Source organism: Kitasatospora sp. NPDC094028 (assembly GCF_049543595.1).
GTDB lineage: Bacteria > Actinomycetota > Actinomycetes > Streptomycetales > Streptomycetaceae > Kitasatospora.
The window spans coordinates 213831-233604 of the sequence record NZ_JBMVFA010000004.1; the positions used below are offsets into that span (position 1 = coordinate 213831).

At 75.0% G+C, this 19774-nt stretch carries 3 protein-coding genes; all 3 read left to right on the forward strand.

Annotation, left to right across the window (positions count from 1 at the left end; translation table 11 throughout):
* Positions 1–9 precede the first annotated feature (9 nt).
* From ACPC54_RS08840 to ACPC54_RS08850, 3 genes are read left to right on the forward strand one after another with little or no spacing between them, the layout of a single operon-like run.
* Positions 10–6501, forward strand: a complete 6492-nt coding sequence (locus tag ACPC54_RS08840; RefSeq protein WP_498962754.1) for an amino acid adenylation domain-containing protein — start codon at positions 10–12, stop codon at positions 6499–6501.
* Positions 6498–14381, forward strand: coding sequence for an amino acid adenylation domain-containing protein (locus ACPC54_RS08845; protein WP_498962756.1), 7884 nt, complete (start codon positions 6498–6500; stop codon positions 14379–14381). Before ACPC54_RS08840 ends, ACPC54_RS08845 begins: the two co-directional genes overlap by 4 nt.
* The gene (locus ACPC54_RS08850) at positions 14378–19771 is read left to right on the forward strand and encodes an amino acid adenylation domain-containing protein (protein ID WP_498962758.1); all 5394 of its coding nucleotides are present in this window, start codon (positions 14378–14380) and stop codon (positions 19769–19771) included. Before ACPC54_RS08845 ends, ACPC54_RS08850 begins: the two co-directional genes overlap by 4 nt.
* Positions 19772–19774 lie beyond the last annotated feature (3 nt).

Sequence of the window (19774 nt, forward strand, 5' to 3'; positions counted from 1 at the left end):
TGATTAACCATGTCCGAAACCGGAAACGCCGGGCTGCCCGCGCTGGCCGCCGGCGCCACCGACCCGGCCGTGCCGGCCGGGTCCGAGCCCGCCGTCGCGGTCGTGCCCGCGACGGCGGCGGAGCTGTTCGCGGCCCGGGTCGCGGCGGCGCCGGACGCGCCGGCGCTGGTGTTCGAGGGCGGCGAGCTGTCGGCGGCCGAACTGGACGCACGGGCCAGCCGGTTGGCCCGGCACCTGGTGGGGCTGGGCGTCGGCCCGGAGTCGTTCGTGGCGCTGGCCCTGCCGCGCTCGGTGGAACTGGTCGTCGCCGTGCTCGCGGTGTGGAAGGCAGGTGGCGCCTACCTTCCGGTGGACCCGGACTACCCGGCCGACCGGATCTCCTACATGCTGGAGGACGCCGATCCGCCACTGGTGCTCACCCGCTCCGACGTCGCGGACCGGTTCCCGGCGGGTCGCCCGGTCGTGGTCCTGGACGACCCGGCGGTCGCCGCGGCCGTCGAGGCGCAGTCCTCGGCGGAACTCGTCTGCCCGGCGCGGTTGTCGAATCCGGCCTACCTGATCTACACCTCCGGCTCGACCGGGCGTCCCAAGGGCGTCGTGGTCTCGCACGCCGGTGTGGCGAGCCTGCGTGCCACCCACCTGGAGCGGTCGGCGGTGACCGCCGCCTCGCGGGTGCTGCAGTTCGCCACGCCGAGCTTCGACGCCGCCTTCATGGAGATGTGCACCAGCCTGCTCACCGGTGCCGCCCTGGTCGTCGTGCCCGCGGAACGGCTGCTGCCGGGCGGGGAGTTGGAGCGGACGCTGGTCGAGTTCGGGGTGACCCACCTGATGGTGCCGCCGACCGTGCTGGCGGCGATGGAGCCCCGGGACGACCTGCTGCCGGGCGGCGTCATCTTCTCCGGCGGTGAGGCGCTGGCCGGCGAGACCGTCGGCCGCTGGTCGCCGGGCCGTCGCCTGCTGATGGGGTACGGCCCGACCGAGTCGACGGTCATCGCCGCGGCGAGCGGCCCGCTGAGCGGCACGGCGACCCCGACGCTCGGCGAGGCCGTCACCGACACCCGCCTGTACCTGCTGGACCCGCTGCTGCGGCCCGTCCCCCCGGGCGGTCTGGGCGAGCTGTTCGTCGCCGGGCCGGGCCTGGCCCGTGGCTACCTCAACCGCCCCGGGATGACTGCCGAGCGTTTCGTCGCCGACCCGTTCGGTCCGGCCGGCGCGCGGATGTACCGCACCGGCGACCTGGTGCGGCGGACGGAGGCCGGGGAGCTGGAGTTCGCCGGCCGGGTCGACGACCAGGTGAAGATCCGCGGCTTCCGGATCGAACTGGCCGAGGTCGAGGCGGCGCTCGACGCCCACCCCGCGGTGGGGCAGACGGCGGTGATGGCCCGCGAGGACCAGTACGGCGGCAAGCTCGTCGTCGCCTATCTGGTCGCGGCCCCCGGTACCGAACTGCCGGACGCCTCCGAGCTGCGTGCGCACGCCGGCGGGGTGCTGCCCGACTACATGGTTCCCGCCGCGTTCGTCGCACTCGAAGCCTTCCCGCTCACCCCGAACGGCAAGCTCGACCGCAGGGCGCTGCCCGCGCCGGACTTCGGCGCCGGCGGCGGCCGGCGGCCCCGCACGCCGCAGGAGGAACTGCTCTGCGCGGTGTTCGCGGAGCTGCTGGGGGTGCCGGGCATCGGCATCGACGACGACTTCTTCCACTTCGGCGGGCACTCGCTGCTGGCCACCCGGCTGGTCGGGCGGGTCCGTACGGCGCTCGGCGTCGAACTGGCCGTCCGTACCGTGTTCGAGGCGCCCACCGTGGCGGCCCTCGCCGCCCGGCTGGCCGACGCCGACGAGGCCCGTCCGGCGCTGCTGCCGGCGGTGCGCCCGGAGAGGATGCCGCTGTCCTCCGCGCAGCGGCGGCTGTGGTTCCTCCACCGCCTGGAGGGCCCGAGCGCGACCTACAACCTGCCAATGGCGCTGCGGCTTTCGGGTGTGCCGGACAGGGAGGCACTGGCAGCCGCTCTCGGCGACGTGGTCGGCCGGCACGAGAGCCTGCGCACGGTCTTCCCCGAGGACGGCGGCGTGCCGATCCAGCGGGTGCTGGAGGGCGTGGCACCGGAGCTGACCGTGCGCGAGGTGGCGGCGGGCGAGTTGGAGACTGCCCTGTCGGCGGCCGCGGCGGTGGGCTTCGAGCTGGAGTCCGAGATCCCGCTGCGGGCCGAGCTGTTCGTCGTCAGCACCGACGAGTCCGTCCTGCTGCTGACGATTCATCACATCGCTGCGGACGGCTGGTCGATGGTGCCGCTGAGTGCGGACCTGGCGGCGGCCTACGGGGCGCGGGTGCGCGGTGGGGCTCCGCAGTGGGAGCCGCTGGCGGTGCAGTACGCCGACTACACGCTGTGGCAGCAGGGGCTGCTCGGTGAGGAGGGTGACCCGGAGAGCCTGATCGCCCGGCAGTTGGCGTTCTGGAAGTCCGAACTCGCCGACGTTCCCGAAGAGCTGAACATTCCGACCGACCGGCAGCGTCCGGCGGCGGCGAGCTACCGGGGCGCGAGCCTCGGGTTCACCGTCCCGCCGGAGGTGCACCGTGGCCTGCAGTCGCTCGCCCGCGAGTCCGGGGCGACGCTGTACATGGTGGTCCAGGCCGGTCTGGCCGCGCTGCTGACCCGGCTGGGCGCGGGGGAGGACCTGCCGATCGGTGGTGCCGTGGCCGGTCGGACCGATGAGGCGTTGGACGATCTGGTCGGCTTCTTCGTGAACACCGTGGTGCTGCGCACCGACACCTCCGGCGACCCGACGTTCCGCGAACTGCTGGGCCGGGTGCGGGAGTCGGACCTGGCGGCGTTCGCGCATCAGGACGTGCCGTTCGAGCGGCTGGTCGACGCGGTCGGTGCGAACCGCTCGCTGGCCCGGCATCCGCTGTTCCAGGTGATGCTCGTCCTGCAGAACAACGAGCAGGCCCACTTCACCTTCGCGGACCTGCGCGCCGACTGGCGCCGGGCCGACCCGGGCGTGGCCAAGTTCGACCTCTCCTTCGAGCTGACCGAGCGGGCCGAGGGCGGGCTCGAAGGCCAGCTCGAATACTCCGGCGACCTCTTCGAGCGGGAGACGGCCGAGCGGATCTGCGAGCGCTTCGTCCGGGTGCTGGCCGCCGTGGCCGCGGAGCCGGACCAGCGGCTCGGCCGGATCGAGGTGCTGGACGCCGACGAGCGCCGGAAGGTGATGGAGGAGTGGAACCACGCCCCCCGCGCCGTGGCGGCGCTGACCACGGCGGAGCTGTTCGCGGCCCGGGTGGCGGCGGCGCCGGACGCGCCGGCCCTGGCGTTCGAGGGCGGCTGCTACTCGGCGGCCGAACTCGACGCGCGCTCCAACCGCCTGGCCCGGCACCTGGTCGACCTGGGCGTCGGCCCGGAGTCGTTCGTGGCGCTGGCCCTGCCGCGCTCGGTGGAACTGGTCGTCGCGGTGCTCGCGGTGTGGAAGGCGGGCGGCGCGTATCTGCCTGTCGACCCGGCCTACCCGGCCGACCGGATCTCCTACATGCTCGACGACGCCCGGCCGCTGCTCGTCCTGACCCGCTCGGACGTCGCCGACCGGGTCCCGGCCGGCCGGCCGGTGACGGTGCTGGACGACGCGGCCGTGATGACGTCCGTCGAGGCGCAGTCCCCTGCCGGGCTCGCGGTCACCGCGGGCCTGTCGAATCCGGCGTACCTGATCTACACCTCTGGTTCGACCGGCCGCCCGAAGGGCGTTGTGGTCTCGCATTCCGGTATCGCGAACCTGCTCGCGTTCCAGGTCGAGCTGACGGAGGTGGGTGTCGGCTCGCGTGTGCTGCAGTTCGTCTCGCCCAGCTTCGACGGTGCTTTCTGGGAGCTGTGCATGGGCTTGTTCTCTGGCGCGGCGCTGGTGGTCGTCCCCGCGGAGCGGCTGCAGGCGGGTGGGGAGCTGGAGCGGACGCTGACCGAGTTCGAGGTGACTCATGTGGCGCTGCCGCCGGTGGTGCTGTCGGCGATGGAGCCGAAGGACGGGCTGCTGTCCGGTGGGTGCGTGATCTCGGGTGGCGAGGCGTTGTCCGGTGAGGTCGTCGCCCGCTGGTCGCCGGGCCGCCGGCTGGTGAACTCCTACGGTCCGACTGAGGCGACGGTCTGCGCCACGAACACCGCCGCGCTGAGCGGCTCGGCGACCCCGCCGATCGGCTTCCCGGTGTTCAACGCCCGCCTGTACGTGCTGGATCCGGGTCTTCGGCCGGTCGCCCCGGGCGTGGCGGGTGAGTTGTACGTCGCCGGCCCCGGCCTGGCCCGGGGCTATCTGGGCCGTCCCGGCCTGAGCGCCGAGCGCTTCACCGCCGACCCGTACGGCCCGGCGGGTTCGCGGATGTACCGCACCGGCGATCTGGTGCGCTGGCGTGCGGACGGTCAGCTCGCGTACGTCGGCCGGGCGGACCATCAGGTCAAGCTGCGCGGTTTCCGGATCGAGTTGGGTGAGGTCGAGGCGGCCCTGGCCGGGCGGCCCGGTGTCGGCCAGGTTGCCGTGCTGATCCGCGAGGACCAGCCGGGGGTTCGCCAGCTGATCGGCTATGTGGTGGCCTCGGACGGTGCGGTGCTCGACCCGGCCGAACTGCGGGCGGGCGTGGGTGAGTCGCTGCCGGACTACATGGTCCCGTCCGCCGTCGTGGTCCTCGACGCGTTCCCGGTGACGCCGAACGGCAAGCTGGACCGCAAGGCCCTGCCCGCCCCGGACCTGTCCACCATGACCACCGGGACGGCCGCCCGTGACGGGCGCGAGGAGGTGCTCTGCGGCCTGTTCGCCGGCCTCCTCGGGCTGGAGGGCGTCGGCGTGCACGACAGCTTCTTCGATCTCGGCGGTGACAGCATCGTCTCGATCCAGCTGGTGAGTCGCGCCCGCAAGGCCGGGCTGGTGATCACCCCGCGCCAGGTCTTCGAGCACAGGACCGTCGCGGCCCTCGCCGCCGTGGCGGAGGAGCTGGCGTCGGACGCGGCCCCCGCGGTCGCGGACAGCGGCCTGGGTTGCGTCCCGGCCACGCCGGTGATGCGCTGGCTGTTCGGGCGCGGCGGCCCGCTCGGCCGGTTCAACCAGTCGATGCTGCTGAACGTCCCCGCCGGGCTGACCGAGGAGCACCTGACCGCGGCCCTGCAGGCCGTCCTCGACCGCCACGACGCCCTGCGCGCCCGGCTCGTCCCCGCGGGGGCCGAGGCTGCCGCGGACGGACCAGAACTGGACGTCCCGCCTACCGGCGCAGTCCGGGCCGCGGAGCTGATCCGCCGGATCGACTTGACCGTCCCCGGCGGCCCGGCCCTGCGCGAGCTGGTCGCCCGCGAGGGCGAGGCCGCGGAGGGCCGACTGGACCCGGAGCGCGGTGTCATGGTCCAGGCGGTCTGGTTCGATGCCGGGCCGGACGCGCCGGGCCGGCTGCTGCTGGTCGTCCAGCACCTGGTGGTCGACGGCGTCTCCTGGCGCATCCTGGTCCCCGACCTGGCGGCCGCCTGGGAGGCGGTCGCGGCCGGGCGCGAGCCCGTCCTCGACCCGGTGGCCACCTCCTTCCGGAGCTGGTCCCGGGGCCTGGCCGAGGCCGCCCTGACCCCGGCCAGGAGAACCGAACTACCGCTCTGGATACGTCAGTTGGACGCCGTCGACCCGCTGGTCGGCGACCGCCCGTTCGATCCCGCCGAGGACCTGACGGGCACCACGCGGACCCTGACCCGCACCCTGCCCAGCGACGTCACCGCGGAGCTGCTGACCAGCGTCCCCGCCGCGTACCACGCGGGCGTCAACGACGTGCTGCTCACCGCCTTCGCACTGGCGATCGCGGACCACCGGCGCCGGCACGGCCGGGCCGGCGACGGCTCCGTCCTGGTCGACCTGGAGGGCCACGGCCGCGAGGACGTGGTCGGCGGTGCCGACGTCTCCCGCACGGTCGGCTGGTTCACCAGCGCGCACCCCGTCCGCCTCGCCCCGGCCGTCCGCGACTGGGCCGGCCTGTGGGCCGGCGGCGCACCGGTCGGCCAGGCGCTCAAGCTGGTCAAGGAACAGCTGCGCGCCCTGCCCGACCACGGCCTCGGCTACGGGCTGCTGCGCCACCTCAACCCGGAGACCGGGCCGCAGCTGGAGGCGTTCGGCGAGCCGCAGTTCGCCTTCAACTACCTGGGCCGGCTCCCCGCCGCCGGCGACGAGCCGTGGTCGGCCGCCGCCGAGGCCGACGCGCTGGGCAGCGGAGCCGACCCGGCGATGCCGATGACCCACCTGGTGGAGCTGGAGGCCCTGACCGAGGACCACCCCACCGGCCCGCGGCTGGTGGCCACCTGGTCCTGGGCGGGCCGGGCCGTCCCCGAGGAGACCGTCGCCGAACTGGCCGACCTGTGGTTCCGCGCCCTGCGCGTGACGGCCGAGCACGCCCGCTCCGCCGGCAGCGGCGGCCACACCCCCTCGGACCTCACTCTCGTGTCCTTGTCCCAGGCCGAGATCAATCTGCTGGAAGCTGACTGGAGGCTCTCAAAGTGACGAAGCCCGGCCTCGCGGACGTACTCCCGCTCTCCCCGCTGCAGGAAGGCCTGCTGTTCCACTCGCTCTACGACGAGCAGGCCGCCGACGTCTACACCGTGCAGCTGGTCCTCGACGTCGAGGGCCCGCTCGACCCGGCCAGGATGCGCGCCGCCGCCGAGGGCCTGCTGCGCCGGCACCCCAACCTGCGGGCCGCGTTCCGGCACGAGGGCCTGGCCCGGCCGGTCCAGCTGATCCCGCACGAGGTCGAGCTGCCCTGGAGCGAGACCGACCTGTCCGGGTACGCCGACCCGGCCGCCCAGGAGGCCGAGTTGGACGGCCTGCTGGCCGCCGACCGGGCCCGCCGCTTCGACCTGTCCCGCCCGCCGCTGCTGCGCTTCGCGCTGTACCGGCTCGCCGAGCACCGGCACCGCCTGGTCGTGACCAAGCACCACATCCTGGTCGACGGCTGGTCGATGCCCGTCATGGTGCGCGAGCTGTTCGAGCTGTACACGGCCGAGGGCGACGAGACCGCGCTGCCCGCGGTCACCCCGTTCCGGCAGTACCTGGCCTGGCTGGCGGGGCAGGATGCGGAGGCGGCCCGGGAGGCCTGGCGCGAGGCGCTGGCCGGGCTGGAGGAGCCGACCCTGCTGGCCGGTGCCGACGCCGAGGAGGCCGTCCTCCCGCCGGCGCACCGGATCGTGGAGCTGTCCGCCGAGCTGACCACCCGGCTGCGCGGGCAGGCCCGCAAGCACGGGCTGACCTTCAACACCGTGGTGCAGGGCGCCTGGGCGCTGCTGCTCGCCAAGCTGACCGGGCGCGAGGACGTGGTGTTCGGCGCGACCGTCTCGGGCCGCCCGCCGGAGATCCCGGGTGTCGAGACGATGGTCGGCCTGTTCATCAACACCCTGCCGGTCCGGGCCGAACTGCGGCCCGGCGAGCGGCTGGTGGACGTCCTGACCCGGCTGCAGGGGCAGCAGGCGGGCCTGATGGCGCACCAGCACCTGGGCCTGACCGAGGTGCAGCGGCTGGCCGGCCACGGCAAGCTCTTCGACACCATCGCGGTGTTCGAGAACTACCCGATGGACTCGCAGTCGCTCGGCCCGGACGACGGTCCGCTGAAGCTGGCCGACCTGCGGGGGTACGACGCCACCCACTACCCGCTCGGCCTGATCGCCATGGTGGAGCAGGGGCGGCTGCAGCTGCGGCTGGACCACCGGACGGAGCTGTTCGACGACGAGGCCGTCCGGCTGGTCGGCGAGCGGCTGGTCCGGCTCTTCGAGGCGATCGCCGCCGACCTCACCCAGCCGGTGGGCCGGATCGACCTGCTCGGCCCGGAGGAGCTGCGCCGCGTCCTGGTCGAGTGGAACGGCGACGGTGCCGAGGTGGCCCCCGCGACCGTTCCCGAGCTGTTCGCCGCTCAGGCCGCCCGCACGCCGGAGGCCGTCGCGGTGAGCTGCGAGGGCACCGCGCTGACCTACCGGCAGCTGGACGCCGCCGCCAACCGGCTGGCCCGCCTGCTGGTCGACCGCGGCGTCGGCCCCGAGGACTTCGTGGCGCTCGCGCTGCCCCGTTCGGCCGACCTGGTGATCGCCGTGCTCGCCGTGCTCAAGGCCGGCGCCGCCTACGTCCCGCTCGACCCGGAGTACCCGGCCGACCGGCTCGCCTACACCCTCCAGGACGCCGCTCCCGCCCTGCTGCTGACCAGCGGCGCCACCGACCTGGAGCTCGACGGCGCGCCCGCCCGGATCGTGCTGGACGACCCGCGGGTGCGGGCCGACCTCGCCGCCCGGCCGGAGACCGCCCCGGTGGTGGCGCTGCGCCCCGAGCACCCCGCCTACGTCATCTACACCTCGGGCTCCACCGGCCGCCCCAAGGGCGTGGTGGTCCCGCACCAGAACGTGGTCCGGCTGTTCGGCGCCACCGAGCGGTTCTTCCACTTCGGCCCGCAGGACGTCTGGACGCTGTTCCACTCCTACGCCTTCGACTTCTCGGTCTGGGAGCTGTGGGGCCCGCTGCTGCACGGCGGCCGTCTCGTGGTCGTCCCGTACGCGGTCAGCCGCTCGCCGGAGGAGTTCCTGCGGCTGCTCGCCGACGAGCGGGTCACGGTGCTCAACCAGACGCCGTCCGCCTTCTACCAGCTGATGCGCGCGGACCGCGAGGATCCGGAGACCGGGCGCCGGCTCGCCCTGAAGCACGTGGTGTTCGGCGGCGAGGCGCTGGACCTGTGGCGGCTCGCCGACTGGTACGAGCGGCACGACGACCGTGCGCCCGTCCTCGTCAACATGTACGGCATCACCGAGACCACGGTGCACGTCAGCCACCTGGCGCTGGACGCCCCGAGCGCGGCCGCCGGGCCGGGCAGCATGATCGGCGGCGCCATCCCCGACCTGCGGATCCAGATCCTGGACGGCGGCCTGCGGCCGGTCGCGCCCGGCGTCGCCGGCGAGATCTACGTCGGCGGGGCGGGCCTGGCCCGCGGCTACCTGGGCCGGCCCGACCTGACCGCCGGGCGGTTCGTCGCCGACCCGTACGGCCCGCCCGGGGCGCGGATGTACCGCACCGGCGACGTGGCCCGCTGGACGGAGACCGGCGCACTGGAGTTCGCCGGCCGCGCCGACGACCAGGTGAAGATCCGCGGCTTCCGGATCGAACTGGGCGAGATCGAGTCCGTGCTCGCCGCCCACCCGGCGGTCGCCCAGACCGCCGTCATGGTCCGCGAGGACCAGCCGGGCGACCTGCGGCTGGCGGCCTACCTGGTGCCCGCGGCCGGGGCGGACCTCGACCTCGGCGCGCTGCGCGCGCACGCCGCCCGGGCGCTGCCCGACCACATGGTGCCCGCGGCCTTCGTCGCCCTGGACGCCTTCCCGCTCACCCCGAACGGCAAGCTCGACCGCAAGGCGCTGCCCGCGCCCGAGTTCGCCGCCGGCGGGGCCGGCCGCGGCCCGCGCACGGCGCAGGAGGAGATCCTGGCCGGGATCTTCGCCGAGGTGCTGGGCGCGCCCGCGGTCGGCGTCGACGACGACTTCTTCGCCCTCGGCGGGCACTCGCTGCTGGCCACCCGGCTGGTCGGGCGGGTCCGCTCGGCGCTCGGTGTCGAGGTGTCGATCCGCACCCTGTTCGAGGCCCCCACGGTCGCCGGCCTCGCCGAGCGGCTCGCCGAAGAGGCCGGCCAGGCCCGTCCGGCGCTGCTGCCGGCGGTGCGCCCGGGGAGGGTTCCGCTGTCGTTCGCGCAGCGGCGGCTGTGGTTCCTGCACCGGCTGGAGGGCCCGAGCGGCACGTACAACATCCCGCTGGCGCTGCGGCTCGCCGGTCCACTGGACCGGGAGGCGCTGACGGCCGCCCTGGCCGATCTGGTCGGCCGGCACGAGAGCCTGCGCACGGTCTTCCCCGAGGACGGCGGCGTGCCCTACCAGGAGGTGCTGGCGGACGCGGCGCCGGAGCTGCTGGTCCGGGAGACGACCGAGGCCGCCCTGCCGGACGCGCTGGCGGCCGCCGCCGCGACCGGCTTCGAGCTGGAGCGCGAGATCCCGCTGCGGGCCGAGCTGTTCGTGCTGGGCGAGGACGACCACGCCCTGCTGCTGACGCTCCACCACATCGCCGGTGACGGCTGGTCGATGGCGCCGCTCGGCGCCGACCTGGCGGCCGCCTACGCGGCGCGGCTGGCCGGCGGGGCGCCGCAGTGGCGGCCGCTGCCCGTGCAGTACGCCGACTTCACGCTGTGGCAGCGGGACACGCTCGGCGAGGAGGGCGACCCGGACAGCCTCATCACCCGCCAGCTCGACTTCTGGAAGAGCGAACTCGTCGGCATCCCCGAGCAGTTGGAGCTGCCGACCGACCGCTCCCGGCCCGCCGTGGCGAGCCGCCGGGGCGAGATGGTGACCTTCGAGCTCGACGACGCGATGCACGCCGGCCTGCTCTCGCTCGCCCGGGAGTCCCGCTCCACCCTCTTCATGGTCCTGCAGGCCGGTCTGGTCGCGCTGCTGACCCGGCTGGGTGCGGGGGAGGACGTCCCGATCGGCGGCGCCGTCGCCGGTCGGACCGACGAGGCGCTGGACGACCTGGTCGGCTTCTTCGTGAACACCGTGGTGCTGCGCACCGACACCTCCGGCGACCCGACCTTCCGCGAACTGCTGGGCCGGGTGCGGGAATCGGACCTGGCGGCGTTCGCGCACCAGGACGTGCCGTTCGAGCGCCTGGTCGACGCGGTCAGCCCGGACCGCTCGCTGGCCCGGCACCCGCTGTTCCAGGTGATGTTCGTCCTGCAGAACAACGCGACCGCCGAGCTCGGCCTGCCCGGCCTCACCGGCCGCGAGCTGACGGTCGGCGCCGGCGGCGCCAAGTTCGACCTCGACTTCGAGCTGGCCGAGCGGGCCGGCGGCGGCATCGACGGCCTGGTCATGTACTCCTGCGACCTCTTCGACCGCGGCACGGTCGAGCGGATCGTCGAGCGGTACGTCCGGGTGCTGGCCGCCGTGGCCGCCGAACCGGAGCTGCGGATCGGCCAGATCGAGGTGCTGGACGAGGCCGAGCGCCGGCAGGTGCTGCAGGAGTGGAGCAGCGCTCCGCGCGCCGTCGAGGAGCTGACCACGGCCGAGCTGTTCGCGGCCCGGGTGGCCGCGGCGCCGGACGCGCCCGCCCTGCTGTTCCCGGGCGGCGAGCTGTCGGCGGCCGAACTGGACACGCGGGCCACCAAGTTGGCCCGGCACCTGGCCGGACTGGGCGTCGGCCCGGAGTCGTTCGTGGCGCTGGCCCTGCCGCGCTCGGTGGAACTGGTCGTCGCCGTCCTGGCGGTGTGGAAGGCGGGCGGCGCCTACCTGCCCGTCGACCCGGCCTACCCGGCCGACCGCATCTCCTACATGCTGGAGGACGCCGAGCCGCCGTTGGTGCTCACCCGCTCCGACGTCGCGGAGCGCGTCCCCGCGGGCCGTCCGGTCGTGGTCCTGGACGACCCGGCCGTGATCGCGGCCGTCGAGGCGCAGTCCCCGGCGGAACTCCACAGCCCGGCCCGCCCGTCGAACCCGGCCTACGTGATCTACACCTCCGGCTCGACCGGCCGCCCCAAGGGCGTCGTGGTCTCGCACGCGGGTGCGGCGAGCGTGGTCGCCACCCACGTCGAGCGACTGGAGGCGGGCCCCGGCTCGCGCGTCCTGCAGTTCACCTCGCCCAGCTTCGACGCCGCCTTCTGGGAGATGTGCATGGGCCTCCTCTCGGGTGCGGCCCTGGTGGTCGTCCCCGCCGAGCGGCTGCACATCGGCGAGGAACTGGAGCGCACCCTCGTCGAGTTCGGCGTCACCCACGCCATGCTGCCGCCCGTGCTGCTGACCGCGATGGAGCCGAACGACCGGATGCTGCCGGGCGGCACGATCGTCACCGGCAGCGAGGCCGTCCCGGGCGAGGCGGTGGCCCGCTGGTCGCCGGGCCGCCGTGTGGTGGACGCCTACGGCCCGACCGAGGCGACGGTCATCTCCTCGTTCAGCGCCCCGCTGAGCGGCTCGGCGACCCCGCCGATCGGCTTCCCGGTGTTCAACGCCCGCCTGTACGTGCTGGATTCCGGCCTGCGGCCGGTCGCCCCGGGTGTGGCCGGCGAGCTGTACATCGCCGGCCCCGGCCTGGCCCGCGGCTACCTGGGCCGCCCCGACCTGACCGGTGAGCGGTTCACCGCCGACCCGTACGGACCGGCCGGCTCGCGGATGTACCGCACCGGCGACCTGGCCCGCTGGGGCGCGGACGGCCAGCTCTGGTACGCCGGCCGGGCGGACCACCAGGTCCAGCTGCGCGGCTTCCGGATCGAGCTGGGCGAGGTCGAAGCGGCCCTGGCCGGGCAGCCCGGCGTCGGCCAGGCCGCCGTCCTGGTCCGCGAGGACCAGCCCGGCGCCCGCCAGCTCGTCGCCTACGTCGTCCCCCGGGACGGCGCCGAGCTCGACCCCGCCGGACTGCGCGCCGGCGTCGGCGAGTCGCTGCCCGACTACATGGTCCCGGCCGCCGTGGTGGTGATCGACACCCTGCCGATGACCGCGAACGGCAAGCTGGACCGCAAGGCCCTGCCCGCCCCGGACTTCAACGCCGCCGGCACCGGCGGCGACGCCCGCGACGGGCGCGAGGAGGTGCTCTGCGCCCTGTTCGCCGGCCTCCTGGGCCTGACGGCGGTCGGCGTCCACGACAGCTTCTTCGACCTCGGCGGCGACAGCATCATCTCCATCCAGCTGGTCAGCCGCGCCCGCAAGGCCGGCCTGGTGATCACCCCGCGCCAGGTCTTCGAGCACAAGACCGTCGCCGCCCTCGCCGCCGTCGCGGGCAGCCTCGACCAGGTGGTGAGCGAGGGGCCGGACGAGGGCATCGGCGAGGTACCGCTCACCCCGGCCGTCCACGCGCTGCGCGGACGCGGCGGCCCGATCCGCCGGTTCAACCAGTCCACCCTGCTGAACGCCCCGGCCGGCCTGACCGAGGAGCACCTGACCGCGGCCGTCCAGACCCTGCTCGACCACCACGACGCCCTGCGGATGCGGCTGACCCGGGAGACCGGCGGCTGGCGGACGACCGTGCCCGAGCGCGGCACCGTCGACGCGGCCGGCTGCATCCTGCGCGTCGACACGGCGGGCCTCGACCCGGCCGCGCTGCGCGCCGTCAGCGCCGAGGAGGACGTGGCGGCCTGGGCCCGGATGGACCCGGACGCCGGCGTCATGCTGCAGGTGGTCTGGTTCGACGCCGGACCGGACACCCCCGGCCGACTGCTGCTGGTCGTGCACCACCTGGCCGTGGACACCGTCTCCTGGCAGGTCCTGGTCCCCGACCTGGCCGCCGCCTGCGAGGCGCTGGCCGCCGGCCGCGAACCGGAGCTGCAGCCGACCGGGACGTCCGCGCGCCGCTGGGCCGAGCACCTGGTCGCGCTCGCCCACCGGCCCGAGCGGATCGCCGAACTCGCCCTCTGGGAGGAGATGCTGGACGAGCCCGACGCCCTGCTGGGCGAGCGGCCGCTCGACCCGAACCGGGACGTGCTGGGCAGCATGCGCTACCTGACCCGCACCGAGCCGGCCGAGTACGTCACCCCGCTGCTGACCACGCTCCCCGCCGCTTACCACGCCGGCGTCAACGACGTGCTGCTCACCGCCCTCGCCCTCGCCGTCGCCGAATGGCGGGCCGGCCGGGGCGAGGAGGAGGAGACCGCCGTCCTGGTCGAACTGGAGGGCCACGGCCGCGAGGACGTCGTCGAGGGCGTGGACCTGTCCCGCACGGTCGGCTGGTTCACCAGCGTGCACCCCGTCCGGCTCGACGTCGCCGGGGTGGACCGGACCCAGGTCGCGGACGGCGGCGTGGGCGTCGGCCAGGCACTCAAGCTGGTCAAGGAGCAGCTGCGCGCCGTGCCCGACCACGGCCTCGGCTACGGCCTGCTGCGCCACCTCAACCACGACACCCGGGCGGTGCTGGCCGACCTCCTGGGCCCGCAGATCGGCTTCAACTACCTCGGCCGCACCTCGGCCGCCGGCGGCGCGACCGCCGAGCCGTGGACCCCGGTCGTCGACGAGGGCGTCCTGTCCGGCGCGACCATGGAAGGCGGCCGGCCCGAGCCGGAGACGCCGATGAGCCACGCGCTGGCCCTCAACGCGCTGACCGAGGACCACCCGGACGGGCCGCGCCTGCTGCTCGTCTGGTCCTGGCCGCAGACGCTGCTGCGCGAGCGGGACGTCGACGAGCTGGCCGCCTGCTTCAGCCGTGCCGTCCGGGCGTTGGCGGCGCATGCCGACCGGCCCGACAGCGGCGGCTTCACCCCGTCCGACCTGTCCCTGGTCTCGCTGAGCCAGGACGAACTGGACGGCTTCGCAGCCGACATCGGCGACGACCTCGCCGACGAGCTGGACGAAGACGACGACTTCGAGGACGAATGGGAGACCGCAAAGTGACCGATTCCGGCGTGCAGAAGCCCGGCACCACCACCACCGGCCCGCAGAACACCAAGCCGCAGGGCACGGGCGCGAAGAAGTCCGCGGTCGAGGACATCCTCCCGCTCTCGCCGCTCCAGGAGGGCATGCTCTTCCAGGCCCTCTACGACGAGGACGGTCCCGACCTCTACGTCCACCAGATGCTGCTCGACCTGGAGGGCCCGCTGGACACCCGCGCCCTGCGGGTCGCCGCCCGTGCCCTGCTGGAGCGGCACGCCAACCTGCGGGTCGGCTTCCGCCACGACAAGGCGAGCAAGCCCGTCCAGCTGGTGCACCGCAAGGTCGCCGTGCCGTGGGAGCAGATCGACCTCAGCGGCCTGGACGCCGAACGGCAGCAGGCCGAGCTCACCCGGCTCGCCGACGAGGACCAGGCCCGCCCGTTCGACCTCACCCGCCCGCCGCTGATCCGCTTCACCGTGCTGCGGCTGGCGCCCGAGCGGTTCCGGCTGATGATGACCAAGCACCACATCCTGATGGACGGCTGGTCGATCCCGATCCTGATCCGCGAGCTGTTCGAGCTGTATGCGAGCAAGGGCGACGCCTCCGTGCTGCGCCCGATCACCCCGTACCGCGACTACCTCGCCTGGCTCGCCGGCCAGGACGCCGACGCCGCCGAGCAGGCCTGGCGGCAGGCCCTGGCCGGGATCGACGACCCCACCCTGGTCGTCCCGTCCAGCCGCGGCCGGGCGCTGGTGCGGCCCGGCTGGCTGCACCGGGAGGTGCCCGCCGAGGTCACCGCCGCCCTGCAGAAGCTGGCCCGCAGCCGCGGACTCACCGTCAACACCGTGATCCAGGGCGCCTGGGGCCTGCTGCTGAGCGCCCTGACCGGCCGCGACGACGTGGTGTTCGGCGCGATCGTCTCCGGCCGCCCGCCGGAGATCCCGGACGTCGACACCATGGTCGGCCTGTTCATCAACACCCTGCCGGTCCGGGTCCGGCTGCGCGCCGGCGACTCGCTGGCGAGCGCGCTCGACCGCCTGCAGCAGGAGCAGACCGAACTGCTCGCCTACCAGCACGTCAGCCTCACCGACGCGCAGCAGCTCTCCGGCCACGGTGAGCTGTTCGACACCACGCTGGTCTACCAGAACTACCCGGTGGACCCGGCCACCGAGCGGATGGAGGTCGGCGGCGTCCGGTTCTCCGGCGTGGACGGCCGCGACGGCGCCCACTACCCGCTGAACCTCGCCGCCGGCCTGATGGGCGAGGACCTGAACCTGCGGCTGTGCTACGCCCCCGACCTGTACGAGGAGGAGGCCGCCACGGCCGTGCTGGACCGGCTGGTCCGGCTGCTCACCGCCATCGCCGCCGACCCGGACCAGCTGATCGGCCGGCTGGACGTGCTCTCCGCCGACGAGCGCCGCAGCCTCCTGACGGACTGGAACGACAGCGCCCGCGAGGTCGCCCCGGCCACCCTGCCCGAGCTGTTCCAGGCCCGCGCCGCCGCCGACCCGGACGCGCCCGCGCTGCTCTTCCGGGACACCGTGGTCTCCTACGGCGAGCTGAACGCCCGCGCCAACCGGCTGGCCCACCACCTGATCGCGGCCGGCGTCGGCCCCGAGCAGTTCGTCGCCGTCTCGGTGCCCCGCTCGGTCGACCTGATCGTCGCGCTCTGGGCCGTCAGCAAGGCCGGCGCCGCGTACCTGCCGCTCGACCCGGAGTACCCGGCCGACCGGCTCGACTTCATGATCGCCGACGCCCGCCCGGTGGTCGGCCTGGCCACCACCGCCACCGCCGAACTGCTCGACGCCGCCGGCGCCGAGATGCCGCGCGTGGTGCTGGACGACCCGGCGGTGCTCGCCGCCCTGGCCGAGCGCCCGGACACCGACCCCACCGACGCGGAGCGCACCGCCCCGCTGCGGCCGGCCAACCCGATGTACGTCATCTACACCTCCGGCTCCACCGGCCGCCCCAAGGGCGTCGTGGTCCCGCACCGCGGCCTTGCCAGCCTGGTCGCCACCCAGGCCGAGACCGTCCAGGCCGGGCCCGGGAGCCGGGTGCTGCAGTTCGCCTCGGTCAGCTTCGACGCGGGCTTCTGGGACATCGCGATGGGCCTGCTCTCCGGCGCCGCCCTGGTCCTCGGCACCGCCGACGACCTGCTGCCCGGCGAGCCGCTGGCCGAGGTCGTCCGCCGGCACGGCGTCACCCACGCCACCCTGCCGCCGGTCGCCCTGGCCGCGCTGCCCACCGACGCCGAGGTGCTGGCCGGCGCCACCCTGGTCTCCACCGGCGACGCCTGCACCCCCGAACTGGTCGCCCGCTGGTCGCCCGGCCGCCGCCTGCTCAACGGCTACGGCCCCACCGAGACCACCGTCGGCGCCACCATGAGCGGGGCCCTCACCCCCGGCGGCACCCCGCCGATCGGCCGGCCGTTCGCCAACTCCCGGGTGTACGTGCTGGACAAGGCGCTGCGCCCGGTGCCGCCCGGCGTCGCCGGCGAGATGTACATCTCCGGCGAGGGCCTGGCCCGCGGCTACCTCAAGCGCCCCGGCCTGACCGCCGAGCGCTTCGTCGCCGACCCCTTCGGCCCGGCCGGCTCCCGGCTCTACCGCTCCGGCGACCTCGGCCGCTGGCGCGCCGACGGCACGCTGGAGTTCGCCGGGCGCGCCGACGACCAGGTGAAGGTGCGCGGCTTCCGGATCGAGCTCGGCGAGATCGAGTCCGTCCTCGGCCTGCACCCCGCGGTCGGCCACGCCAGCGTGATCGTCCGCGAGGACGAGCCCGGCGACAAGCGCGTGGTCGCCTACCTGGTCACCGCCGCCGAGCAGACCGTCGCGGTGGACGAGCTGCGCGCGTACCTGGGCGCCAAGCTGCCCGAGTTCATGGTGCCGTCCGCGTTCGTGGTGCTCGACGCCTTCCCGCTGCTGCCCAACGGCAAGGTGGACCGCAAGGCCCTGCCCGTCCCCGGCACGGACGCCGACAGCCTCGGCCGGGCCCCCGAGGGCCCCGAGGAGGAGGCGCTCGCCACCATCTTCGCCTCCGTCCTGGAGCGCGACGCGGTGAACGTCGACGAGAGCTTCTTCGAGATGGGCGGGCACTCGCTGCTGGCCGCCCGGCTGATCAGCCGGGTCCGCGCGGATCTCGGCGTCGCGCTCCCGATCCGCGCCCTGTTCGAGGCGCCCTCGGTGGCCCAGCTCGCCGAGCGGCTCGTCGAGGCCGGCGGCATCAAGGTCGTCCTGCGGGCCGAGGACCGGCCCGAGGTCCTGCCGCTGTCCGTCGCCCAGCACCGGATCTGGTCCGACAGCCGCGAGCCGGGCCGCCCCGCACCGCGGACCGCGCTCGCCGCCCGGCTGCACGGCGCCCTCGACCGGGACGCGCTGCGCGCCGCCCTGGCCGACCTCGTCGACCGGCACGAGAGCCTGCGGACGGTCCTGCCCGAGCACGACGGCGAGCCGCGCCAGCAGGTCCTCGACCCGGCCGCCGCCCGGCCCGCCCTGACCGTCACGGACACCACCGAGGACGCCCTGGCCGGCCTGGTCGAGCAGGCCGCCGCCCGCGGCTTCGACCTGACCGTCGACCAGCCGCTGCGCGCCGACCTGTTCGCGCTCGGCGCCGAGGAGCACGTGCTGCTGCTCACGCTGCACGCCGTCGCCGCCGACGCCGGGTCGGTCGCGCCGCTCGCCCGCGACCTGGCCACCGCCTACGCGGCCCGCGGCCGCGGCGAGGCGCCCGCCTTCCGGCCGCTGCCGGTGCAGTACGCCGACTACGCGCTCTGGCAGCGCCGCTCCCTCGGCGCCGAGAACGACCCGAAGAGCCGCGCCGGCCGCCAGCTCGGCTACTGGCGCGAGGCCCTGGCCGGCCTGCCCGAGCAGCTCGCGCTGCCCGCCGACCGCCCGGCCGCCGCCCACCGCGCCGAGGCCGTGGCCTTCCGGCTGGACGCCAGGCTGCACGCCCGCCTCGCCGGGCTGGCCCGGGACGGCCAGGCCGGCATGCCGATGGTGCTCCGGGCCGGCCTCGCCGCCCTGCTGAGCGCGCTCGGCGCCGGCGCGGACGTCCCGATCGGCAGCCCCGTCCCCGGCCGCACCGAGGAGGCGCTGGGCGACCTGGTCGGCCGGTTCGCCAACACCCTGGTGCTGCGCACCGACACGTCCGGCGACCCGACCTTCCGCGAGCTGATCGCGCGCGTGCGGGAGACCGACCTGGCGGCCGCCGCGCAGCAGGACCTGCCGTACGACCGGCTGGCCGACACGCTGCGGCCCGGGCGCCCGCTGGTCCAGGTGCTGCTGACCGTGCGCGCCGCCGCCGAGCCGGGCCTCGAGCTGCCCGGCCTGCGCACCGAGCCGTACGCCGTCGCCGAGCCCGCCGCCGAGGCCGAGCTGGCCGCCCGGCTGACCGAGCGCTTCGACGCCGCCGGCGCGCCGGCCGGCATCGACGGCGAACTGCGGTACGACACCGGGCGGTACGACCGCGCCACCGCCGAGCGGCTGATCGAGCGGCTGACCGCCCTGCTGACCGCCGCCGGCGAGGCGCCCGACCAGCCGATCAGTGGAATCGGCGGCGCCGAGCCCGCCGCCGGCCGGGTCGTCCCGAACCTGCTCGGGGCGCTCACCCCCGGCCGGAGCGCGGACGCCTTCGACGACTCCCTGGACGTGCTGCTGCCGCTGCGCGCCGAGGGCACCCTGGCGCCACTGTTCTGCGTCCACCCCGGGCTGGGCCTCGGCTGGATCTACTCCGGCCTGCTGCAGACCATCGAGGCGGACCGCCCGCTCTACGCGCTGCAGGCCCGCGGCCTGCGCGGCGAGGGCGAACTGCCCGGCAGCGTCGAGGAGATGGCCGGGGACTATCTGGCCCGGATCCGCGAGGTGCAGCCCGAGGGCCCGTACCACCTGCTCGGCTGGTCCCTCGGCGGCCTGGTCGCCCAGACGATCGCCGCCGAGCTGGAGGCCGCCGGCCAGCAGGTCGCGCTGCTCACCCTGCTGGACGCCTTCCCGCACGCGGCCCGCGTGTCGACGGACGAGGCGGCGTTCCAGCGCGAACTGCTGGACCTGGTCGGCCCGGCCGGCGCCGACCTGGCGGCCGGGACGCTGAGCCACGCCGACGCGGCGGCCCTGCTGAGCGAGGCCCTCCTGCCCGGCATCCGGGCCCGGCACGTCGAGGCGATCGAGCGGGTCGTGCTGAACAACGGACGGATCGCGGAGGCGGCGCGCCCCGGAGTCTTCCGCGGCGAGGTGCTGTTCTTCTTCGCCACCGAGGGCCGGACCGCCGACTCGCCCCGGACCGACGACTGGAAGCCGTACCTGACCGGCGGCTTCGAGCAGCACGACCTCGCCTGCACGCACGGTGGGCTCGCGGCGACGGCCGTGATCGCCGAGATCGGCCGCGTGCTCACCGAGCGCCTGCGCCGCGGCAACTGAACG